Source organism: Thermomicrobiales bacterium, from assembly GCA_037045155.1.
Taxonomy (GTDB): Bacteria; Chloroflexota; Chloroflexia; order Thermomicrobiales; family CFX8; genus JAMLIA01.
The window spans coordinates 186257-208545 of the sequence record JBAOIG010000005.1 but is presented as its reverse complement, the minus strand read 5'-3'; the positions used below and the strand labels follow the sequence as shown (position 1 = coordinate 208545).

Here is a 22289-nt window from a genome sequence, read left to right as displayed (position 1 = left end):
TCCGGAGCTGGAGCAGTCGATTACCGTGGCAGACACGATCACAACGTATTTCGCCGGGACGAAGGCTCACCGTCGCTCATCGCGAGGCTGCCTGTCACTTACCTGGCCCCACTGCGGGGCCAGCTGAGGACGACGGACGGACTCTCGATAGCAGGAGGGATATTCCATGAGCGACAGGATTCTGATCTTCGATACGACCTTACGTGATGGCGAGCAGTCGCCGGGGGCGACGATGACGACGCCGGAGAAGCTGGAGGTCGCGCGACAGCTCGTTCGGCTTGGCGTCGATATCATCGAGGCGGGGTATCCAGCAGCCTCCCCGGGCGATCTGGAGGCGGTCCAGATGATCGGGCGGGAGGCTCGCGGGGTGGTGGTCGCCGGCCTGGCGCGAGTTCACCCGACCGATATCGACGCTGCCTGGGAGGGGGTACGCACGGCAGAGAACCCGCGTATCCACACGTTCGTGAACGCGTCGCCGATCCAGATGCAGTACCAGTTGCGCAAGAGCGCCGACGAGGTGCTGGAGATGGCGCGGGAGGCGGTCCGGCGTTGCAAGGGGTATCTCAGCGACGTGCAGTTCTCGGCGATGGACGCGACGCGGGCTGACTGGGAGTTCCTGGTGCGGCTCTTCGGCGCGGCGATCGAGGAGGGCGCGACGACGATCAACGTGCCCGACACGGTTGGCTACACGACGCCAGAAGAATACACACGGCTCATCGAGTATCTGAAGGCGAACACGCCGGGGATCGAGAACGTGGTGATCTCCGTCCACTGTCACGATGACCTGGGAATGTCGACAGCCAACACGCTGGCGGCGATCCAGGCCGGGGCGCGGCAGGTGGAGGTGACGGTCAACGGGATCGGTGAGCGGGCCGGCAACACGGCGCTGGAGGAGGTCGTAATGGCGTTGCGAACGCGCCGCGACTACTTCGGCGACTACGACCTGCGGATCAACACACGGGAGATCGTGCCGGCCAGCCGGACGGTGACTCGGGCATCAAGCATCCCGGTTCAGCCGAACAAGGCGATCGTCGGGGCAAATGCATTCGCGCATGAGTCGGGGATCCACCAGGACGGGGTGATCAAGCACCCCGAGAACTACGAGATCATGACGCCAGACTCGGTTGGCTGGACCGGCAACAAGCTGGTGATGGGCAAGCACTCGGGCCGGGCCGGGTTCCGGCAGCGGCTGAAGGAGCTGGGTTACGAGGTCGACGACGAGCGGTTGAAGGCGTTGTATGTCCGATTCATCGAGCTGACCGATCGGAAGAAGACAGTCTCCGACGCCGATATCGTCGCGATCATCGAAGAAGAGCTTCAGCACTTTGGCCCGGAGCCGTACACGCTTCTCGCCTGGCGGGCGCACTCCGGGTCCGACGGCGACGCGGAGGCGGCGGTGATTGTCAGCGTCAACGGGATCGAGCGCGAGGCGACGGGCCGCGGGAATGGCCAGATCGACGCGTTGTATGAGGCGATCGACCAGGTGACCGGCATTGAGGCCGAACTGGCGCAGTATCACATCGACGCGGTGACGCCCGGGGAGGACGCGCAGGGTTCGGTGGCAGTGCGAATTCGAGTGGACGGACAGATCTTCAGCGGGCATGGCGTGGCGACCGATATCGTCGAGTCGAGCGTGCGCGCGTATTTGACGGCATTGAACCGAGCAGCGGTGGCAGTACGCGCGCCGCTCAAGGCAGAGGGAGTGGTCTGACGTGGGAATGACGATGGCCCAGAAGATCCTGGCGAAGGGGGCCGGACGCGCAACGGTGACGCCGGGGGAGATCGTCGAGGTGGCGGTCGACCTCGTGATGACGAACGACATCACCGCGCCACTGTCGATTGCAGAGTTCAAGAAGACGGGTCTGGAGCGGGTCTTCGATCCGCAGAAGGTGGTGTTTGTGCCGGACCACTTCGTGCCGGCGAAGGACATCAAGTCGGCCGAGCAGGCCAAGATCATGCGCGAGTTCGCGCACGAGCAGGGGACACTGTATTTCGAGATCGGGCGAGCCGGGATCGAGCACGTAGTGCTGCCGGAGAACGGTCTCACGAAGCCGGGCGACATCATCATCGGCGCGGATTCGCACACCTGCACCTATGGCGCGTTCAACGCGTTCTCGACTGGGATGGGATCGACCGATATCGCGGCAGCGATGGCGCTGGGAACGACCTGGGTGCGGGTGCCGGAGACGATCAAGCTGGTCTATACGGGGACGCTGCCCAAAGACATCGGTGGCAAGGATCTCATTCTGCACACCATCGGGTTAATCGGGGTCGACGGGGCGCTGAACTCGGTGATGGAATTCACCGGACCGGTGATTGACGCGCTGCCGCTCGACGACCGGATCGCGATGTGCAATATGGCGATCGAGGCCGGCGGCGACACCGGCATCTTCCCATTCGATGACAAGACCAAAGCATTCCTTGACGAGGTGACCGACGGCAACTACACATCGTATGCGTCAGACTCGGATGCGACCTACTCGCGCGTGGTCGAGATCGACGTGACGGGTCTGAAGCCGGTGGTGGCGCTCCCTCACCTGCCGTCGAACGTGCACGCGGCCGACGAGGTCGGGGACGAGCCGATCCACCAGGTGGTCATCGGATCCTGCACGAACGGGCGCTTGTCCGACCTTCGACAGGCGGCCGAGGTCTTGCGGGGACGCCAGGTGCACCCGATGGTTCGCTGCATCGTTATCCCGGGGTCCCAGAAGGTGGCCCGCGAGGCGACGCGGGAGGGACTGGACGAGGTGTTCATGGACGCGGGCGCGGTGTTCAGCACCTCGACCTGCGGCCCTTGCCTGGGCGGGTACATGGGGGTGCTGGCGAAGGGCGAGCGGTGCGTCTCGACGACGAACCGAAATTTCCGCGGGCGAATGGGACATCGTGAATCGCAAGTTATTCTGACCGGTCCGCTTGTCGCGGCGGCGAGCGCGGTGCTGGGCCATGTCGGTACTCCGTCCATGTTGAAAGACCGATCTTCCTGAACAGAGAGGGACACGTCGATGCAAGCATTTCATCAGCACGGGATGACCGGGGACGAGCAGGCCAGGACGTTGACGACGGAACTCTGCGCGCGGATTCAGCCGGATGGCGCGGATGTCGGGACGGTTCTGCGCGTCTACGATTGGGTTCGAGCAAGCATCGGGGCCGGCGAAGGCGGCGACATTGAGCGTCTGGCGCGGATGTGGCAGGAGCAGCAGTCGCCGGACGACTGGATGTTGCGGGCGTTCGGCGACTAGCGAGCAGGCCGCGGAACCTCGCTCTTTGCTCCTCCTCCCCACTGGAGAGGGGGAGTGAGTGCGGGTCGCGGGGTACGAGTTGACGAATGAAGGGGGAGAGATGCAGTTTCAAGGCAGGGTCTGGAAGTTCGGGGACGATATCGATACGGATGTGATTATTCCCGCGCGGTATCTGCTGACGATCGACGCCAAGGAACTGGCAGAGCATGTCATGGAGGATATCGATCCGGAGTTTCCACAGAAGGTTCAGATCGGCGACATCATCGTCGGCGGGAAGAACTTCGGTTGCGGATCGTCGCGCGAGCACGCGCCGATGGCGATCAAGGGCGCCGGGGTGTCGGTGGTGATTGCCGAGAGCTACGCGCGAATCTTTTACCGGAACTCGATCAATATCGGGCTGCCGCTTGTGGAGTGCCCGGAGGCGGTCGCTGACGCTGAGACGGGCGATATTCTCGAGGTGGATACGACCGAGGGATTTGTGGTCAATACCCGGACCGGGCAAACCTATTCGGCCAAGCCGCACGCTCCCTACGTGCAGGAGATCGTCAACGCCGGCGGGCTCATGGAGGCGGTAACGGCGCGGGTGCGCCAACGGGCTGCTGAGCAGGCGAAGGCGGGAGCGTGACGGAAACGGCCGCCTGCAAGATCATGTTGCTTCCGGGCGATGGGGTCGGCCCGGAGGTTATCGAAGAGGCTCGCAAGACACTCGTTGCTGTCGGCGAGGCGACTGGTGTCGCATTCGAGTTCGTGATGCGGCACATCGGTGGCTCGGCGATCGATGCGCACGGCGTGCCAGTGCGGGATGAGGATATCTCGGAGACGCGTGGTTGCGGCGGGGCGCTGCTGGGAGCAGTCGGCGGCCCGACCTGGGATCGACAGCCGCGCGCTCTGCGGCCTGAAGCCGGACTGCTGAAGCTGCGATACGACCTTGGTCTGTTCGCCAACGTGCGCCCGGTAAAGGTGTTCGACGCGCTCGCGGACGCCTCGCCGCTGAAGGCGGAGGTGGTCCGCGGGGTCGACCTGGTGATCGTTCGTGAGCTGACCGGCGGACTGTACTTCGGCAAGCCATCCGAGCAATGGACGACGGACACTGGCCGGCAGGCAGTCGATACGATGGCGTACAGCGAGGGTGAGATCCGGCGTCTGACTGAGCTTGGATACGAGCTTGCGGCAGGACGACGACGTAAGGTGACGAGCGTCGACAAGTCGAACGTGCTGGCGACGTCACAGCTCTGGCGATCGGTGGTCGAAGAGGTTGCGGCGGCCTACCCAGAGATCACAACGGAACACCAGCTGGTGGATTCCTGCGCGATGCGGTTGATTGCGCAACCGGGATCGTTCGATGTGTTGATTATGGAGAACATGTTTGGCGATATCCTGAGTGACGAGGCCTCCGTGCTGGCCGGCTCACTGGGGATGTTGCCGTCGGCGAGCATCGGCGAAGGCGGGAAGTTCGGGGTGTACGAGCCGATCCACGGTTCCGCTCCGGACATCGCGGGTAAGGGCGTCGCGAACCCGACCGGCGCAATTCTCTCGGCGGCGATGATGTTGAGAGTGTCGTTCGGGCTGGAAGAGCGGGCGGTGGCGATCGAGGATGCCATTAGTCGGACGCTGGACGCGGGCGCCCGGACGGCGGACATTGCTCAGGGTGGCGAGACGCTCTCGACCTGCGAGTACGGCGATGAGGTCCGCCGACAGCTGGCGGCGATTCTGGCGGCGTGAGCGTCAGTAACCGACCGCTGCTCGGGACAACGTGGTCGCCGGCCGCGGCGATGCTGGCCGATCTTGGCGCGCTGGTCGATCTTATCGAAGCGCCGGGCTGGGGACTGGACGACGCAATCCAGGGCTGGCATGGCCCGATGCTGCTGCACAACCTCGATCTCGACGTGAGCCTGGCAAACACCGACTATGTCAGCGATGAATGGGCCGGCCGGGCAAACGCGACGATCGGGCGGGCCGGCAGCCCGTGGTTCAGCCTGCATCTGGGGTTCTCGACTGAGCGCGTGTTGTTTGACGGCCACATGCTCCCGCGGTCGCGGCTGCTGGAGCGTGATGAGCTTCTCGCTCGAATCGTGGCGTCCGCGACCGCGGCGGTCGGACGCCTGGATGTGCCGCTGCTGCTCGAGAATCTCGACTACTGCCCCGAGGGCGCTTATGAGCACGTCTGCGATCCGGGGTTTATCAGTGAAGTGCTGGAGGCAACGGGCTGCGGGCTGCTGCTGGACATCGGGCATCTGGCTGTGTCGGCGAGCTGGCTGGGGAGCGAGCCTGAGACGATGCTGGCTGCGTTGCCGTTGAAGCGGATCGGCGAGGTGCATGTGAGTAGCCCGCGGCCGATTGTCGGGGAAGGGAATACCCGGCGGCTCGACGATGTTCACGAAGTGATGACGGAACGCGAGGTGCGGCTGCTCCATTTCGTGCTTGAACGAAGCACGCCGGGCGCAGTGGTGCTAGAGTATCGACGCGACGCTGGCGAGCTCGATCGACAGCTTCGGCTGTTGCGACAGATTCTCGACAGGGGATAGGCAGCGGTTTATCATCACAGGGGTTTCGGAACGGTATATACTTCGTTGTATCCACAGTGCTATGGGGCGCTGATTCCATGGGAGGTATATCCATGTCGATAATGACCATTACGGATGAGGCTGTCGAGCAGCTGCGCGATTTCCTGTCCGAACAGGGAACACCGAATCATGCGCTGCGCGTGTTCGTCGCGCCGGGCGGCTGCTCGGGATTGCAATACGGGATGTCGATCGAGGAGGCCGCTGACGACGGCGATACCGTGATCGAAGCCAAGGGCGTCAAGCTGGTGATCGATGAGTTCTCGGCGATGTATGTCGGCGGGGCGGAGATCGATTTCGTCAACAGCCTGATGGGTGGCGGCTTCACGGTTCGCAACCCGAACGCGGTGGCGTCGTGCGCCTGCGGGCATTCCTTTGACACCGGGATGGACGCCGGCACGTCACAGGGCTGCGGCTGCGGCCACTAGAGTCGACCGATTGAGCAACACGCTGGGATGAGGGCGCACGGCGCCTTCGCCCCAGCGTGTTTTCGTTTGGGTACGATCAGACGTCGTAAAAGCGATGCCGGAGGTCTGCAAGCGTGTGCCAGTCAAAGTCGGCGGCAGGCTCGTAGAACATCCCGAGTGCATCGCGCTCGGCGGTGTCCAGCGGAGCTAGCCGACGGTTGGCCGGCGCCATCAGAAAGGTGTTGCCGTCGTCGTCGGCGACGATGATGTCCCGCGATGAAAAGCAGCCAGTGCTGATCGCAGCGACGCGGTAGCGATGTGCGTGTGCCCGGCCGGGCGGATGTGGCTGGTGTAGCCCGGCTCGGAAGGGCCTGCGGCGTCGATGACGTGAGGCTCCCATCACTGTTCCCTTCAATTGGCCCGGTCTCCGCGGAGCCGCAACCCAGGCGGCTACGATCCCTCGGTTGGCGTTTTGCACGTCTCGGGCCACGGTTGAGCGATTCCGGTCGACGCGGAACCATGTCGGGCGGGCGTTGTTATACTTTTGACGGCTTAGAGTTAACTCGGGGGGATGGCGGAATCGGCAGACGCGCGTGCCTTAGGAGCACGTACCGCAAGGTGTGAGGGTTCGAGTCCCTCTTCCCCCACGAGAGACCCACGGTTTCCAGACTTTTCAAGGACGAACGATGCAGGATTCAGACACAACGGTTCCAGAAGACCATCCGGAGCAGACCGCCGCGAACGATAACGCTGCCGTCGCAGCGCCACCGCTGCCGCGAAGCCGATTTGGGTCGTTCGTCGTGCCGTTGGTCGCGTTAATCCTGGTCGGATCACTGCTTGGGCTGTTGGCCTATGCGTTGCTCGCGCCGGAGGGCGCGCGCGTGCGACAGGGTGGCCGGGTGAACTCATCGGGAGCGCTCGTTCTCGAGAAAGGCAAGATCGCTGGCGACTTCACGCTCAAGACGTTCGATGGCCAGGAATTCCGGCTGTCGGACCAGCGTGGGAAGATCGTGCTGGTGAACTTCTGGGCATCCTGGTGTGGGCCGTGCCGCCAGGAGATGCCGCTGTTGACGACGGCGCGCGGCGCCCTGGGTGATGATGTGGTGATGGTTGGCGTCAACGTGTGGGATACCGACGCGGACGCGCGAACCTTTCTGGACACGTATGAGGTGAACTACCCAACCGGACCCGATAGCGGCGAGAAAATCGCCGTCGATTATGGGGTGAGCGGGGTGCCGGAGACATTCGTGGTGGATGCCGAGGGCAACATGGTGGCGCATCTTCCAGGGGCGGTGACGAGCATACGGCAGCTCCAGGATATGGTCGACGAGGCAAGGAAGTAGCAGTGTCCTCGGTCGGGTTGCTGACAGCATTCGGCGCGGGGTTCGTGTCGTTCCTATCCCCGTGCGTCGCCCCATTGCTACCCGGGTACCTGTCGCTGATCACGAGCTCAGCTGCCGGCCGGCATGGCGCATCGCTGCCGCCACGTGTGCAGGCAATCTGGCCTAGCCTGGCGTTCGTCTTCGGCTTCTCGCTGGTGTTCATCGCGCTGGGGGCGTCGGCCTCGGTGTTTGGCGATCTGCTGGATCAGTACCGACAGCCGTTGGCGCGGTTCTCCGGGGGAGTGATGATCCTGATGGGGATCGTTATTCTCTGGGGGTTTCGGACGCCGTTCTTGATGCGCGAGCGTCGAGTGGATTTTCAGCCGCGCACCTTCTCGCCGAGCGAGGTGTTGTTGCTGGGGATGGCGTTCGGGCTCGGCTGGACCCCGTGCTTCGGGCCGATTCTGGCCTCCATCCTCGTCTACTCGAGCACAGCGGATACGGTGCGGTACGGAACGCTCCTTCTGACAGCGTATTCGCTGGGTCTGGGCATACCGTTTCTGATGGTCGGCGCGGGAGTTGGGCAAATCCGCAGCGTGATCACCTGGGGCACGCGCCACGCCGCGCTGATTACCTCGTTGAGCGGGGTCACGATGATCGTGGTCGGGGTGTTGCTCGTCAGCGGACAGATGTTCCGGCTGGCGATCCTTGGGCAGCGGTTCCTGTCCGGCATTCCGGGGTTGCCGGGATGACGAGGAAGTGAGCGCAAGCGAGGCGTTCTTGTTGTTGCTGCGGCTCGCACACGCGTTCGCCGCCGCGGTCTGGCTCGGAGGAGGGGTATACTACCTCGTGGCGATCCGGCCGGCGATGCGGCAGACCGAGGAGCCGCCGCGTGCATTCGTCGCAGCGGCGCAGGCACTCTATGGCGATTGGGCGCGGGTGACGACGGTTGTCATGCTCGCGACAGGTGTGATCCTGACGTTCGATCGGCTATCGAACGCGGGCGGTGGTCTGACATATGCAGGAGTCCTGGCTGCGAAGATCGTCGCCGCTCTGGTGGCTTTCTGGCTAGCGGGACTACGGCCCAGACGCCGCGCACGCACCGATGCGCCGAGACGACGATCGCGGCCGGAGCTGATACTCACGCTCGGCGCCCTCGCATTCGGACTGGGCGTCGTTCTTGCGAGTGTCTACGGCAAGGGACTGGTCTGAACACGAGATGGGGATAGGTTGATGGCCTCGACGACTGCCATGACGCCGCTGCGGCGGCGGAACCCGTGGTTGAACCCGAAGCTGCTCATTGTTGCGGGCGTGATTGTCGCCTCGGTGGGGTTCCTTGTCTTCAACGCGATGGGTTCGTCCATGGCGTACTTCAAGACCGTTGGCGAGATGGAAGCGTCTGGCAAGTCGACATCCGGCGATCAGATGCGTGTTGGCGGCACTGTGCTTGCCGGATCAATCCAGCGCGACGTGGCCACCAACGAGTTGCGCTTCACGATGACCGACGGGGTAAACACACTCCCAGTGGTCTACACCGGGGTGGTTCCTGATATCTTCTCCGAACACGTCGAGGTGGTCGTCGAGGGCAAGGTCGGGTCCGACGGGACGATGCACGCTTCGACATTGTTGACGAAGTGCCCCTCGCGCTTCGAGTCGGCGACCCAGACAACAGGGTAGCCCAGCCTCCGACAGAAGGGATCCGCGCCGATGGCTCAACTGGCGCATGGCGCACTGCTGCTGGCGCTCGTGACAGCATTCTTTGGTATTGGGGCAGCAGTCTTTGGCGAGCGACGGCGAATTCCGGAACTGTCGCTTTCGGCGGTTCGGGCTGTTGTTGGCGTCACATTTCTGCTACTGGTCGCCGACGCGATCCTTCTGACAGCGTTCATCACGCACGATTTCAGCTTCGCCTATGTGTCGTCGCGGTCGAGCAGTGATATGCCGTTGCGATATGTGGTGACCGCGTTCTACGGTGGTCAGGAGGGGAGCCTCCTGTTCTGGACGACAATGGCGTCGATCCTGGCGTCGATTGCGTTCGTCCGCAATCGGGCGCGTTTCCCACGGCTCGTGCCGCACGCGGCGGCAACATTCCTGGCGCTCTCGAGCTTCTTCCTGCTCATGCTGACGATGGTCCGCTCTCCATTCGAGATCAACGCGATCGTCCCGGCGCAAGGCCAGGGGCTGAACCCGCTGTTGCGCGATCCCGGGATGTTGATCCACCCGCCGATGCTGCTTTCGGGATTTGCCAGCTTCTCAGTCCCGTTCTCGATCGCGATCGGGGCGCTGATCTCCGGGCGGATGACCCGCGAATGGCTGGGATTTGTCCGGACGTGGGCGTTGGTGGCGTGGGCGATCCTCGGTACGGGGATCTTTCTCGGCGGCTGGTGGGCGTATCACGTGCTGGGTTGGGGCGGATACTGGGGCTGGGATCCGGTCGAGAACGTCTCGTTGCTGCCGTGGTTGACGGGGACGGCGTTCATCCACTCGGTGATCGTCCAGGAGCGTCGCGGGATGCTCAAGGTCTGGAACATGGGGCTGCTGCTGGCGAGCTACGTGCTGGCGATCTTCGGCACGTTCGTGGTCCGGAGTGGCCTGATCCAGTCGGTCCATACGTTTGCGGTATCGTCGATCGGTCCTTTCTTCCTCGGCTACCTGACGCTGGTGACGGTGGTCGCGATCGGGCTGATGATCTATCGCATGCCGATGCTGCAATCGGAGAACACGTTCGACGCGGTGTTGTCGCGAGAGACCGGGTTCCTGCTGAATAACCTCGTCTTCGCGGGGATTGCGTTCGCGACATTCTGGGGGACGATCTACCCGATCGTGTCCGAGGCGGCAACTGGATCGCAACTGACCGTCGGGCCTCCGTTCTACCGGCAGGTGAACGGCCCGTTATTCGCAGTCATGCTGGTCCTGATGGGTATTGGCCCGCTTCTCGCCTGGCGTAAGACGACACTGGGCGCGCTACGCCGGGCGGCGACAGTGCCGATGGCGCTGGCGCTCCTGACCATCGTTGCATTGTTGTTCCTGTTCGGACAGCCGCCTGCCGCGATCGGTGTCGCTGCCGCGGTGTTCGCGATCGGCGCGGTTGGAGTCGAATACTGGCGCGGCGCTGCGGCCCGACGGCAAAGCACGCGAGAGTCGCTGCCGGCGGCCGTGGTGGGGGTAACGAAACGCAACCCGCGGCGATACGGCGGGTATATCGTGCATCTCGGCGTCGCGGTCATCGCGATCGGCATTATCGGGACGCAGTTCTTCCAGAGTGAGCGACAGGTGATGCTGAACCCGGGTGAGTCGGTGCAGGTGGCCGAGTACACTCTCACCTTCAACGGGCTGGAGCGGAGCCGGATCGTCGATGCCGACGTGTACACGGCGAATATCGACGTGAGCTCGGGTGGACGCGATCATGGTGTTATCCACGCGAAGCGGTTCTTCTTCGATGGATTCGAGCAGCAGCCGACGACGCGGGTCGCCGTAAAGACGACCGGCTTCGACGATGTATACGTCATGCTGACGGAGTGGAATGACGGTGGCGCGGCGGGCCTGCATATCTTCATCAATCCGCTGGTTCCATGGGTCTGGGTTGGCGGGCTGATCTACATGATGGGGATGCTGATTGTGTTCTGGCCGGCCCCGGTTCCGCGTCGTGTCGCGATTACCGCGCCAGCGCGAGGGAAGGCGACCGGTGAGGCGACAGCATAGGGTGGTCGTTGCGCTCGCGGTGGCGCTGCTGGTCATTCTCTCGTCGGCGTCGATCGCTGGCGCTGAAGACATCTACTCGCAGCGGACAATCCGGCTGGCGCGCGAGATCCACTGCCCGATCTGTGTCGGCGAGTCGATTGCCGATAGCCAGACCGAGCTTGCTCGGCAGATGCGCGGGATCATCGAGGAGAAGGTTCAGGCGGGAGAGACCGACCAGCAGATCAAGGACTACTTCGTCGCCCGCTACGGAGAATCCATTCTGTTCGACCCACCGAAATCAGGGTTCCGGCTGGGGCTCTGGTGGATGCCGCTGGTGGCGGTGGCGCTTGGCGCGGTGGTCGTGGCGACGTTCATCCGCGAGCGAACGCGGGCGCCGCGACCGATCACGCCGGTAGTGAGCGCGGAGGACGAAGAGTTGGAGACAATCGCGCGCGAGGCGCTCGGCAATCCGAGTCGGGCGCCGGGGGACGAGGCAAACGGATGACGCTCGCGCTCATTGGGACGGTGTTGCTGGGGGTTCTGGTATTCGCCTTCGTTCTTGAGCCCGTGTTGTTGGCGAAGCCGGACGAGATCGTCGTCGACGCTATTCCTCTCCCTGATATCGGGAGCGATGAGGCTGAGGACGCTTTCGGGCCAGACCCGGATGATCCGCTGGACGAGACAGAGGTTGTTGTCGAAGGTCGGGCTGCGTCGGGACGAATCGCTGACAGACCGGCCGGCGACGCAGCGTGAGCATCGCGCCCGCGCCACTGGACGCGCAACGAGTTTCGAAACGATACGGTCGAGCTGTTGTGCTCCGCGATGTAAGCCTGCAGATCGCTCAGGGTGAATGCGTGGCGTTGCTGGGCGCCAACGGGGCGGGCAAGACAACGCTCCTCAGGACGATGGCGACACTCTCCCGGCCGACGCGGGGCACGGTCTTCGCCTTTGGGGTGGATGCATGGCAGGAACGACAGGCTGTGAGATCCCGACTGGGGGTCGTCGCTCATCAGCCGTGGCTCTACCCGGAGCTGACCTGTCGGGAGAATCTGCGCTTTTTCGGGACGATGTTTCAGCTCGAGAGACTCGAGGAACGTGTCGAGGCGACCCTGGAACATGTCGGCCTCGGCGCGCGCCTGGATGATGCCGCAGGAACACTATCGCGGGGCCTGCTTCAGCGATTGAATCTGGCGCGGGCCGTGCTCCATGAACCAGATGTGTTGCTGTTCGATGAGCCGGACACCGGGCTCGATGCGGCAGGCCGCGAGGTGCTGGCACGGATGGTCGATGAGCATGTGCGGGCCGGCGGAAGCGCCGTGGTGACGACGCACGCACTCGATCTGGCACTGGATCTCGCGACACGTGTGGTGGTGGTCTCCGCTGGCTCAATCGTCGTCGACGCGAATCGGACGGATGTGACGCGGGGGGATGTGGAGGCAGCGATCGCCGGGGTGGGCGGCTAGGCGATGCGACGGGTCGGGGCGCTGGTCTGGAAGGACCTGGTGGTCGAAGCGCGAGGACGAGAGTTCCTCGGGGCGATGCTGGTGTTTGCCCTGATTACGATTGTGACGTTGAACTTCGCGTTCGACCTGACCGGAGCTGGACGCGAGGCGAGCGGGGCCGGCGGGCTCTGGATCGCCTATCTGTTTGCCGGGATGCTTGGGCTGGGGCGCTCGCTGGCGGTCGAGCGCGACCGTGGAACGCTGGAGGGGCTGATGCTCTGCCCGGTGGACGGCGGGACGATCTTCCTGGGCAAACTGATCTCGAACCTGGTGTTTGTGCTGGCAGTGCAGCTGGTGTCGCTGCCGGTGTTCGCGGCGCTATATGACCTGCCGGCGCTGCGGCCGATGGTGGTGGCGATTGCGCTAATCGGAGCGATCGGGTTCTCCGGGTTGGGTACATTGTTCTCGGCGCTCGCGGCTGGGAGCCGCTCGCGAGAGATTCTGATGCCGCTGTTGCTCTTTCCGCTGGCCATACCAGTGGTGATCGGTTGTGTGAGGGCGACGACGCTGGTGTTCGAAGGGAACCTCGGTGACGCCTGGCCGTGGTTTAATCTCCTTGCGGCGTTCGATGCGATCTTCGTCGCTATCGCGTACGTCGTCTTCGACCTTGTCCTCGAGGAATGATCTATTGTGAGTGAATCAAGAGCTGGTCAAACCGCGCGCGCCCGAAAGTCGGACCTGAAGGTCCAGGCACTCGGGGCGGTCACTGTCGCGGTGCTGACGATTGGCATTTTCATGGCGTTTGTCTACGCTCCGATGGACTCGGTGCAGGGGCAGGCGCAACGCATCTTCTACGTCCACGTGCCGATGGCCTGGCTGTCGTACCTGGCGTTCGGGGTGATCTTCGTTGGCAGCGTCGGGTATCTCTGGAAGCGGAATATGCGCTGGGATCGGCTGGCACGATCTGGGGCCGAGTTGGGATTCCTGTTCACAACGCTGGTGCTGATCACCGGGTCGTTGTGGGGCCGGCCGATCTGGAACACGTTCTGGACATGGGACGCGCGGCTGACGACGACACTGATCCTGTGGTTTATCTATCTGGGCTACTTCATGATCCGGTCGTACGCGGCTGACGCGGAGCGAGGCGCGCGCTACGCAGCCGTGCTGGGGATTATTGGCGCGGTGGATGTGCCGATCATCCACCTCTCGGTGCAATGGTGGCGGACGCTCCACCCGCAGCCTGTCGTGCTGAATACTGGTGGGCCGAATCTGCCGAACGAGATGCTCTGGACGTTACTGGTCTGCTTCACGGGGTTCACGCTGCTATTCGTCTACCTGCTGATTCAGAAGATCCGGATCGAAGTTGTTCGGGACAGGCTGGCCGATCGCGAGATGGACGCACTGCTGGCGCCACAGCCGGCGGCGCTCGCGCGGGCCGGCGACGTATCCGGCGGCTCGGAGGCATAGGAACGATGGACAATAACCTGGGTTACCTGTTCGCTGCGTTCGGCATCACCTGGCTGGCGATCGCCGTGTACCTCCTGTATCTGGGACAACAGGTGAGGGCGCTGCGCGACGAAGTTGAGTCGCTGGACGACGAGCGGTAGCATGTCTGCCTGCAACATCACCAAGCGTGGGTGAGGCCAGTCGGTGCTCAGGCATCAGGCGGCTCGCACATCCATACGCCGATCCGTCGAAACTGATATCCGTCCAGAACTCCCACCCGAAGCAGTTTGACCCACTGCTGGTTTTTGCCGATGATGCCTTGTGGTTGGCCGAACTCCCAACTCAGCCGACTGCCCACCCCGTGCCGTATCCATATGCTCCGAAAGGACCTGGGAAGTACCAGATCCACGACGAACCTCCGTAGCCCGCATGTTCATACAATCGAGCCCAGATGGATGCTGCGCAGGTTGCCGACATCTTATCCTTCGCAGACCGAACGTCCTGTCGTCTCAACCGAGTGGCGGCAGCGGCTCCATTTGCGGCGTACGGGTTTCAGCATCCATTCCGCAATAGACACCCTGTGCGTTGCCAGTCATCACCGGAGTACGCATCGGTGTCGGGGACAGGAAAGCATATCCGTAGCGGCTGTGATAGCGCCCCGCCTGATGTCATCCTCCGCCCAGAGTGCGCACGCGTATCGAGGAGCCTCTCCCGCCTTTCGACCACAGTGGTGCGGGGGAGATCGTTCGCGTGCGCACCCGGTAGTCAGTCGCAGCAAATGTGTCTTTTGGCAAAGCTAATCACGTGTGCGGTCATCCTCTGCCCGGCGGACACTAGGCAAGCGGAGGATCTCATCCGGCTGGCCGTGATAGAAAACAGGCGAGACTCGTCGCTGCGGCCCGGAACGACAGGACACAGGAACGGATGCCGATGCCACTTCCAGTGCGGGCCGCAACGCAGGATGACACGAGACTGGGCAGGCTGTCACTCGATACAGCTTCTGGGTTGATGCATTGGGGATGACCAGTAGGTGGCTGTGCCGCTTCGTCGGTTCGTTGGGTCAGACGGAAGCCTCTCGGATCGCGCGCCAGATCTTCTCGGCGGTGAACGGCATGTCGAGCGCGGTGACGCCGAGGGGGAGGAGCGCGTCGAGGACGGCGTTGGCGATGGCCGGCGGGGAGCCGGTGGTGCCGGCCTCTCCGACGCCCTTGACGCCGTGCGGAGTGCCGGGGCTTGGCGTGGTGGTGTGATCGAGCTCGAAGTTCGGCAGCTGATCGGCGTGCGGGACGGCGTAGTCCATCAGCGAACCAGTGATGAGCTGGCCATCGGCGTCGAAGACGACCTCTTCCCAGAGGGCCTGGCCGAAACCCTGGGCAAGCCCGCCGATGACCTGGGCTTCGACCATCAGTGGATTGACGACGTTGCCACAATCGTCGACCCCGATAAAGCGCTCGACGGTGGGACGTCCAGTGTCGCGGTCGATGCGAACGACGGCGATGTGGACGCCAAATGGGAACTGGTTGTTCTCAGCCAGGTAGAAGGCGTTCTCGTCAAGCCCTGGCTCAACGCCGACCGGCAGGTTGCCGGGGTTGTAGGCAGCGGAGGCGAGGCGCTTGAAGGGGACGTTGCGATCGGGCGCGCCGGACACGCTGGCGACGCCGGCCCGGTACGTAACGTCGTCAGGCGCAACTTCGAGCAAGCCGGCGGCGATACGTCGCAACTTGTCGACGATCTTGCGGCTGGCGACGACGGCGGCCGCGCCGCCGAGCGTGAGGCTGCGGGAGCCGAACGTGCCGATGCCTTGCGGGGTGGTGTCGGTGTCGCCGTGTCGGGTGCTTACCTGCTCTATCGAGACGCCGAGCTCGTCGGCGACAAGCTGGGCGATGCCGACGTCGGTGCCCTGGCCGTGTGGCGAGACGCCGACAGCAACGGTCACCGCGCCGGATGGCGCGACGCGGACCTCGGCGCTGTCCCAGCCGCCGCCAGACGGCTCGACGAAGACGGCAACACCGATACCCGCGATCTCGCCGGCGGCGCGCCTGCGCTCAATGTCCTGGCGAGCGATGGGGTAGTCAAGCCGGGCGAGCGCGACGTCGAGGGCGTGCGCGTAATCTCCGGAGTCGTAGACCGTGCCTGTGGCTGCGCGGTATGGGAAGGCATTGGCCGGGATGAAATTCCGGCGGCGTAACTCCAGTGACTCGATGCCAGTGACGCGAGCGATCTCGTCGATCAGCCGCTCGATCATGTAGGCCGCCTCGGGACGGCCGGCGCCGCGATATGGTCCAGTCGGGGTGGTATTCGTCATCACGCCATAGACGTCGGTGACCAGGTTCGGGATGCGATACGCGCCGCTCGACATCATCAGCGTTCGCTGGCCGTGCGTCGACGCATTGTGAGCGCCGCAGTTAACGAGAACGCGGACACGGAGGCCGATGATCGCGCCATCGCGCGCGACTGCTGCCTCGAGCTCCTGGACCTGATCGCGGCCCTGGTTGGCGATGTGGAAATACTCGCCGCGGAGCTCAACCCACTTGACCGGCCGGCCGAGACGGTGGGCAACGGCGGAAGTGAAGAGATAGTCGGGGGCATGGCGACCCTTGGTGCCGAACGCGCCACCGACATCTGGCGCGATGACCCGGACGGCGTGCTCGGGCATGCCGAGAACGCTGGCGATCTGGGAGCGCAGGCCATGTGGGGTTTGTGTCGAGGCGTGGACGGTGAGCTTGTTCATCTGTGCGTCGGGTTCGGCGAGGATAGCCTTGGGCTCGACGTAGACGGATGCGACGCGCGGAACGACGAGCCGGAGAGGAACACGCCAGGCGGCGTCGGCCATCGCGACGTCGATATCGCCGGATCCGGCGTGGAGGTGGTAGGCGACGTTGGAATCCCAGGCTTCGTACAGGCGCGGCGCATCGGACACCATCGCGGCGGCAGGCGTCGTGACGACCGGTAGCTCGCGGTAGTTGACCTCGATGAGCTCGGCGGCATCGTGCGCGATTTCGGCGGATTCGGCGACGACTGCGGCGATCGCGTCGCCAGCGAAGAGGACCTTGTCGATAACCAGCGAGCGGCGCGCCATCGGACGGTTGGGCAAGAACTGCGGGTCGTGAATCGGGAGCGGCGCGAGCCAGTTGTCGACCTCGGCCCCGGTGATGACGGCAACGACTCCGGGGACAGCTGCGGCAGCAGCCGTGTCGATCGCCACAATCTCGGCGTGGGCGAAGGGAGAGCGGGCGAATGCGATGTGGAGGCATCCATCTGGCTGGACATCGTCGACGAACGACCCGTGGCCGGTGACGAGCTTGCGGTCTGCTTGCCGGCGCAGCGGCTGCCCAACGTAACGTCCGTCAGTCGTCGCGCCTGCCATCGCTGCCTCCTCGCGAGATAATCGTCGCGCCGCGTGGCGCGGATGGAGGTATTGTCCCCGAGGTCGGGGGTGTGGTCAACGTATTGCGCGCCAGAGGTCGATGATGCGCTGGTCACGATGGAACGCGAGCGGTGGGAGATCGTCGGGGTCGAAGGCGTGGATCTCGAGGCTCTCCCGTGAGTGCTGTGGCGTCTGACCGTTTGCGGTGGCGTGGAAGGCAGCGAGGACGACGGTCTCTCCTGCTTCGGAGAAAAGGCCGAGTGGCTGCACGTCGTCGACCCGAACAGCGGTCTCCTCGAAGACCTCGCGGCGTGCAGCATCCTCAATGGCCTCGCCACGGTCGACATAGCCGCCGGGGAGGGTCCACTTGCCGCGGGCGGGGTTGATCGCACGGCGATGCAGCAGGACGCGACCGTCGACCTCGACGACCACGACGGTGGCGAGCTTGGGGTCGGTGAAGAAGGTGAAGCCACAATTCGGGCAGACAGGGCGGAGACGGCCGTGGCGTTTGCGGTATTCCATCTCGGCAGCGCAGCGCTGGCAGTATCGCGGGGTGTCTGGAGCGCCGAGCGAGGCCCAGTCGAGCAGCAGGGTGGTGTGGTCCTCGGCGGTGTCAACGTCACGAGGCGCGGGCTGGCGGCTCCAGTCCACCTCGTGGACGCGGTTGTGGTGGGCGCGGAGAACGTCGCGCGCGCCGACGTCGCCGGACAAGGCCAACAAGTCCGGGAAGAGCGAGCGAGAGAGCAGGACGGGGTTGCCAGCGCCGTCGGCATACCGCGGCCGGACTGCTGAGTGCGTGGTCGGGTTGAAGTCTGCGGCCAGCTTCTCCAGAAGCCACGGCTGGACGAGCGGCTGATCGCCGAGCATCACGATCGCGGCGGAACAATCGCTCGGCAGCGCTGCGAGGCCGGCGTGAAGTGATGACGCCTGCCCCTTTGCGTAGGCGGCATTGACGACAACCTGGTAACCCTCGGTGTTGACTGTGGCGCGGATCTCCCCGGCCTTGTGGCCAAGGACGACGATGCGTGGACCGCGAGGCCAATGGCGGGCGACATCCAGTGTGCGTTCGAGCAACGGCTGACTGGAGACCAGCAGGAGCTGCTTTGGCTGCCCCAGCCGCGATGAGGTCCCGGCGGCCAGGACGATGATTGCGACCGGAGCGTCGGTCACGCGGTGGACTTTGCGCCGACCATGACATTTGTCTGGCGGGGGCTTTTGCCGTTTCGAACGGCAACAATCTCGGCCATGATGGCGAGAGCCACCTCTGCGGGCGACTTCGCGCCGATGTTGAGGCCGACCGGGCCGTAGATACGATCGAGCTGCTCGTCGGTGAAGCCGGCCAGCTTGAGGCGTTCGCGCCGCTCGGCGCTCGTCTTGCGGCTGCCCATCGCGCCAATGTAACCGACATCGCTTCGCAGCAGCGCCTCAAGCGCAGGGTCCTCGAACTTGGGGTCGTGCGCCAGACAGACGGCGGCGACACCGGGGTGGAGATTAAGCTGGGCAAGACCCTCATCGGGCCAGGCGTCGATCAGTCGGCCGGCATGCGCGAAGCGCTCCTCGGTGAGGAACTGGCTGCGAGCATCAATGATTGTTGTCTGGTAGCCGAGCGTATTCGCAAAGCTCACGAGTGGCATCGCGATGTGAACGCCGCCGATAATGACGAGATGAGGAGGAGGCAGGTGGGCCTCGACGAAGAGGCTGTTGCCGTTCTGCTCTGCTTGCGTCGTGCCGCCGTCGCGGACGATCGCTCGGATGCGGTCACGGATGTCAGAAGTGTCGGCTGCGCCGAGAGAGCCGATCCATCGGTCGGGGTGGATGTAGAGGAGCTGATTCCCGAGCGCCGGGCCGGCCACGATGGTCGCCATGACTGCGGGGGTATCGGACTGGATCGCTTGCTCAAGCTGCTCGAAGGTTTCGAGATTCATGGGCTAGCCCCTCGTCTCGAGCGGCTCGACGAACACGTCGATCTCACCGCCGCAGGAAAGGCCGACTTCCCAGCCCATCTCGTCGGAGATGCCGAAGTGGACGAGCTGTGGCGTGCCAGATTCGAGGACCTCCATCGCCGTTTGAATGACGGCGCCCTCAACGCAGCCGCCGCTGACGGAGCCCTGCATCCGACCGGAGCGAGTGACGATGAGCTTGGCGCCGACGGGACGGGGTGTCGAGCCGGCCGCGCCCACGACGGTCGCCAGAGCGATCTGCTCCCCCTCGCGGGTCCATTCATCGATATATTCCAGGACATCGCGCATGATAGTGCTCCCCTCGGATCAGTCGCGTACACGCCTTCTGCATTGTATAGCGTCTGAGGGGATTCAAACATTCCCGACTGGCGAAGTCGGGAATCGAATCCTGGGGAGATGACACTGCCCCGGAGCCACAAACAGCTCCGGGGCGGCGAGAGGATCGAGAGAGCGTGAGCTAGCTGGCGACCTTGTCATAAAGGCGGCCGCCGAAGCGGACGAACCGGGTCGCGCCGTCATCGCCGATGATGAAGTCGGTGCGCATGCCGGCGGCAGCGCCCCCGGTGAAGATGCATTCCCGATCGCTGATCGGCTTCATCCACGACGCCGGCAGTTCCCGCTCTTCTGCGGACAGCGGGTTCACCTTTGTCTTGGCATTGATGCGGAACGAGTCGTTGTCTGGCGAGATAGTCATAACGGCCATCAGGCTCTCGTACACGCCGGCCATCGTTGCGATGTGGGCGTCGGTAAGCTCGATCGGCTCCGGCGTGGGGTCGGAGAGGCCGAGGTGCTGGCTCAGCGCCCAGTCGCCGATGGCTGCATTCACCGCCCAGCCGCTATCTCCGTCGGTCAGAGTGGCGACGGCGTAGCCTTTGGACGGGACGACGCTAAGTCGAGCCTGGAAGCCGTTGGTCGTGCCGCCGTGGCCGATGACGCGGACGCCGTCCAGGTCTTTGATGTCCCAGCCGATGCCCCAGGACTGGGTGAAGTTCGCGGCTTTGACCTGAATCTCCTGCATGGCGTGGATAGCGTCTGCCGGGATGATCTGATCGTCGCCGACTTTGCCGTCGTCCATGTGGAATCTGGCGAAGCCGAGCAAGTCGCTAACGGTCGAGATGATCCCGCCGGCCGGGTTGACGGCACGCGGAAGCGCGTAGCCTCGGGATATAGCGATCTCGTCGGACCCTGGCTCGGTCTCGACGTGGCCGACAGCAACCGGATAGACAATCGCCTGGGCGGCGAAGAAGAACGAGTGGTCGAGGCCGAGCGGCTGGAAGATCTGCTCGTGCATCGCCTGCTCGAACGGGACGCCGAGGATCTTCTCAACGACAGCGCCAGCGAGGTTGAAGCCGCTGTTGCAATAGCTCCAGAGTTCCCCGGGGGCGGTGAGCTGACGAAGCGTGCCGTACTTGGCAATCGCCTTCGAAAGGGCATCGTCGCCGACGCCGAAGTCCTCGAAGAAGTCGCCGAAGATACCGCTGGTGTGGGTGAGCAGATGACGGAGGGTGATCGTCTCCAGCGCCGTGGCGTCCTCGAGCTCGAGCTCGGGCAGGTATTCGCGAACCGGCGTGTCGAGGTCCAGCTTGCCTTCTCCGACCAACCGCATGACGAGGGTGGTGGTAAAGACCTTTGAGATCGAGCCGATCTGGAGCAGATGGTCGGCGGTCATCTGCTGCTGGGTCTCGATATTGGCAAGGCCGAAGCCGTGCGTCTCGATCTGGCCGTCGCGCAGAATGCCGACTGCAACGCCCGGGACATTCCAGTGCGCCAGCAGATCGTTGGCCAGCGGAGCCAGACCCGTGTAGGCGGCCCAGTCCAGCGGCTGTTTCTCGGGTTTGTTCTCAGTTGCCATGCAATCCCTTTCCGTAATTGGTGTCTGGTGGTCCGCACCAGTCTGCGGACTTCCGTTGTGGCCGGTAACGTGGCCCGCCACAACAGTCAGCGATCACTCTGCGGGTCGAATGCATCGCGTAGACCATCGCCGAGCAGGTTGAACCCCAGAACGGTGACGGCGATGAAGATACCGGGGAATGTCGTGATCCACCACTGGTCGCGCAGGAAGTCGCGACCCTGACTGAGCATCGCTCCCCATTCGGGCGTTGGCGGCTGTGCGCCGAGGCCGATAAACGAGAGCGCCGCCGCCGACAGGATCGCGCCCGCGATGCCGAGCGAGGCGAGGACGATCAGTGAGGAAGTGACGTTCGGAAAGATGTGTTTGGCAAGAAGACGAACGTCGCCTGCGCCGCTTGCCCGCGCGGCCTCGACATACTCGTGCTCTTTGGCGGCGAGCACCTGTGCCCGAACTAGCCGGGCGTAGGACGGGATCGAGCCGATGCCGACCGCGATCATCACGTTCTGGATACCGTTTCCGAGCACGGCAACGATCGCCAGCGCGAGGAGCAGGCCGGGAAAGGCGAGCATGATCTCGATCAGCCGCTGGCTGAGCATGTCGAACCAGCCGCCGTAGTAGCCCGCGATCAGGCCGACAACGGTGCCGACGACCATCGCGATGCCGACCGCGATAATGCCAACCTGAAGCGAGATCCGGGCACCGAAGACGATACGGCTGAGGATATCGCGCCCGAACTCATCGGTTCCGAACCAGTGCGCGCTGCTCGGCGGCAGAAACTGATCGAGAAGGTTCTGCTTGGTCGGGCTGGCCGGCGCGAGGATCGGCGCGAGCAGCGCCATGAGAATGAGAAGGCCGACGATCGCCAGTCCAACCATTGCCTGACGGGACTCGCGTATCCGACCCAGGATGATCTGTCGGGGTGAGCGCGCCAGTCGTGGGTCTTTCAGCGTCGTGTCAGTGCTTTGCACCACTGCGTTGGTGGCATCAGCCATGGTTGCCTGCTTTCCTCTT

General features: G+C 64.0%; 25 protein-coding genes and 1 tRNA gene. 19 read left to right on the top strand and 7 right to left on the bottom strand.

All coding sequences use genetic code 11. The features are described from left to right. Positions 1-166: 166 nt before the first annotated feature. From V9F06_11180 to V9F06_11150, 7 genes are all read left to right on the top strand, one after another. A complete protein-coding gene (locus V9F06_11180; protein ID MEI2618164.1) occupies positions 167-1711 on the top strand; it encodes a 2-isopropylmalate synthase in 1545 nt (514 codons plus the stop codon). A gap of 7 nt (positions 1712-1718) precedes the next feature. Continuing rightward, positions 1719-2984 (top strand): 3-isopropylmalate dehydratase large subunit, encoded by a 1266-nt coding sequence (locus V9F06_11175; GenBank protein ID MEI2618163.1) that lies wholly within the window; start codon positions 1719-1721, stop codon positions 2982-2984. A gap of 18 nt (positions 2985-3002) precedes the next feature. Next, on the top strand, positions 3003-3239 hold the full coding sequence (locus V9F06_11170) for a hypothetical protein (protein MEI2618162.1): 237 nt from the start codon (positions 3003-3005) through the stop codon (positions 3237-3239). A gap of 58 nt (positions 3240-3297) precedes the next feature. After that, a complete protein-coding gene (locus V9F06_11165; protein MEI2618161.1) occupies positions 3298-3864 on the top strand; it encodes a 3-isopropylmalate dehydratase small subunit in 567 nt (188 codons plus the stop codon). After that, positions 3861-4961 (top strand): 3-isopropylmalate dehydrogenase, encoded by a 1101-nt coding sequence (gene leuB / locus V9F06_11160; protein MEI2618160.1) that lies wholly within the window; start codon positions 3861-3863, stop codon positions 4959-4961. Before V9F06_11165 ends, leuB begins: the two co-directional genes overlap by 4 nt. Continuing rightward, positions 4958-5764, top strand: coding sequence for a DUF692 family multinuclear iron-containing protein (locus tag V9F06_11155; GenBank protein MEI2618159.1), 807 nt, complete (start codon positions 4958-4960; stop codon positions 5762-5764). Before leuB ends, V9F06_11155 begins: the two co-directional genes overlap by 4 nt. Positions 5765-5856: 92 nt before the next feature. Continuing rightward, complete coding sequence (locus tag V9F06_11150; protein MEI2618158.1) at positions 5857-6228, top strand: iron-sulfur cluster assembly accessory protein; 372 nt, start codon at positions 5857-5859, stop codon at positions 6226-6228. A gap of 76 nt (positions 6229-6304) precedes the next feature. On the opposite strand, the gene V9F06_11145 is transcribed toward V9F06_11150, so the two are convergent. After that, the gene (locus V9F06_11145) at positions 6305-6607 is read right to left on the bottom strand and encodes a hypothetical protein (GenBank protein MEI2618157.1); all 303 of its coding nucleotides are present in this window, start codon (positions 6605-6607) and stop codon (positions 6305-6307) included. 165 nt (positions 6608-6772) lie between these two features. Here V9F06_11145 and V9F06_11140 point away from each other — a divergent pair. The 12 genes from V9F06_11140 (at position 6773) to V9F06_11085 (ending at position 14259) form a co-directional block, all read left to right on the top strand. Next, a tRNA-Leu gene (locus tag V9F06_11140) sits at positions 6773-6854 on the top strand. 39 nt (positions 6855-6893) lie between these two features. Next, the gene (locus V9F06_11135) at positions 6894-7550 is read left to right on the top strand and encodes a TlpA disulfide reductase family protein (protein ID MEI2618156.1); all 657 of its coding nucleotides are present in this window, start codon (positions 6894-6896) and stop codon (positions 7548-7550) included. Positions 7551-7552: 2 nt separating this feature from the next. Further along, positions 7553-8281: a cytochrome c biogenesis protein CcdA gene (locus V9F06_11130; GenBank protein MEI2618155.1), complete on the top strand. Its 729-nt coding sequence runs from the start codon at positions 7553-7555 to the stop codon at positions 8279-8281. Between the two features lie 7 nt (positions 8282-8288). Beyond that, positions 8289-8741: a hypothetical protein gene (locus V9F06_11125; protein ID MEI2618154.1), complete on the top strand. Its 453-nt coding sequence runs from the start codon at positions 8289-8291 to the stop codon at positions 8739-8741. Positions 8742-8762: 21 nt separating this feature from the next. After that, on the top strand, positions 8763-9206 hold the full coding sequence (locus V9F06_11120) for a cytochrome c maturation protein CcmE (protein MEI2618153.1): 444 nt from the start codon (positions 8763-8765) through the stop codon (positions 9204-9206). Between the two features lie 30 nt (positions 9207-9236). Next, positions 9237-11231, top strand: a complete 1995-nt coding sequence (locus tag V9F06_11115; GenBank protein MEI2618152.1) for a heme lyase CcmF/NrfE family subunit — start codon at positions 9237-9239, stop codon at positions 11229-11231. Further along, on the top strand, positions 11215-11715 hold the full coding sequence (locus V9F06_11110; protein MEI2618151.1) for a cytochrome c-type biogenesis protein CcmH: 501 nt from the start codon (positions 11215-11217) through the stop codon (positions 11713-11715). The genes V9F06_11115 and V9F06_11110 overlap by 17 nt, the downstream gene beginning before the upstream one ends. Then, on the top strand, positions 11712-11963 hold the full coding sequence (locus V9F06_11105) for a hypothetical protein (protein ID MEI2618150.1): 252 nt from the start codon (positions 11712-11714) through the stop codon (positions 11961-11963). Before V9F06_11110 ends, V9F06_11105 begins: the two co-directional genes overlap by 4 nt. Further along, positions 11960-12673, top strand: a complete 714-nt coding sequence (ccmA, locus tag V9F06_11100) for a heme ABC exporter ATP-binding protein CcmA (GenBank protein MEI2618149.1) — start codon at positions 11960-11962, stop codon at positions 12671-12673. The genes V9F06_11105 and ccmA overlap by 4 nt, the downstream gene beginning before the upstream one ends. Before the next feature lie 3 nt (positions 12674-12676). Then, positions 12677-13336: a heme exporter protein CcmB gene (locus tag V9F06_11095; protein MEI2618148.1), complete on the top strand. Its 660-nt coding sequence runs from the start codon at positions 12677-12679 to the stop codon at positions 13334-13336. Between the two features lie 6 nt (positions 13337-13342). Further along, positions 13343-14119 carry a cytochrome c biogenesis protein CcsA gene (ccsA, locus tag V9F06_11090; GenBank protein ID MEI2618147.1) on the top strand — a complete coding sequence of 259 codons (777 nt, stop codon included), beginning with the start codon at positions 13343-13345 and terminating at the stop codon, positions 14117-14119. A gap of 5 nt (positions 14120-14124) precedes the next feature. Further along, complete coding sequence (locus V9F06_11085) at positions 14125-14259, top strand: CcmD family protein (protein ID MEI2618146.1); 135 nt, start codon at positions 14125-14127, stop codon at positions 14257-14259. An 899-nt stretch (positions 14260-15158) separates the two neighbouring features. Here the strand turns inward: V9F06_11085 and V9F06_11080 are convergent. The 6 genes from V9F06_11080 to nikC form a co-directional block, all read right to left on the bottom strand. After that, complete coding sequence (locus V9F06_11080; GenBank protein MEI2618145.1) at positions 15159-17465, bottom strand: xanthine dehydrogenase family protein molybdopterin-binding subunit; 2307 nt, start codon at positions 17463-17465, stop codon at positions 15159-15161. Between the two features lie 75 nt (positions 17466-17540). After that, positions 17541-18635 carry an NTP transferase domain-containing protein gene (locus tag V9F06_11075; protein MEI2618144.1) on the bottom strand — a complete coding sequence of 365 codons (1095 nt, stop codon included), beginning with the start codon at positions 18633-18635 and terminating at the stop codon, positions 17541-17543. After that, complete coding sequence (locus V9F06_11070) at positions 18632-19390, bottom strand: XdhC family protein (protein ID MEI2618143.1); 759 nt, start codon at positions 19388-19390, stop codon at positions 18632-18634. The genes V9F06_11075 and V9F06_11070 overlap by 4 nt, the downstream gene beginning before the upstream one ends. A gap of 3 nt (positions 19391-19393) precedes the next feature. After that, positions 19394-19714: an XdhC family protein gene (locus V9F06_11065; GenBank protein MEI2618142.1), complete on the bottom strand. Its 321-nt coding sequence runs from the start codon at positions 19712-19714 to the stop codon at positions 19394-19396. Between the two features lie 169 nt (positions 19715-19883). Then, on the bottom strand, positions 19884-21278 hold the full coding sequence (locus V9F06_11060; GenBank protein MEI2618141.1) for a serine hydrolase domain-containing protein: 1395 nt from the start codon (positions 21276-21278) through the stop codon (positions 19884-19886). An 86-nt stretch (positions 21279-21364) separates the two neighbouring features. Further along, positions 21365-22270, bottom strand: a complete 906-nt coding sequence (gene nikC / locus V9F06_11055) for a nickel transporter permease (protein ID MEI2618140.1) — start codon at positions 22268-22270, stop codon at positions 21365-21367. Between the last annotated feature and the right edge of the window lie 19 nt (positions 22271-22289).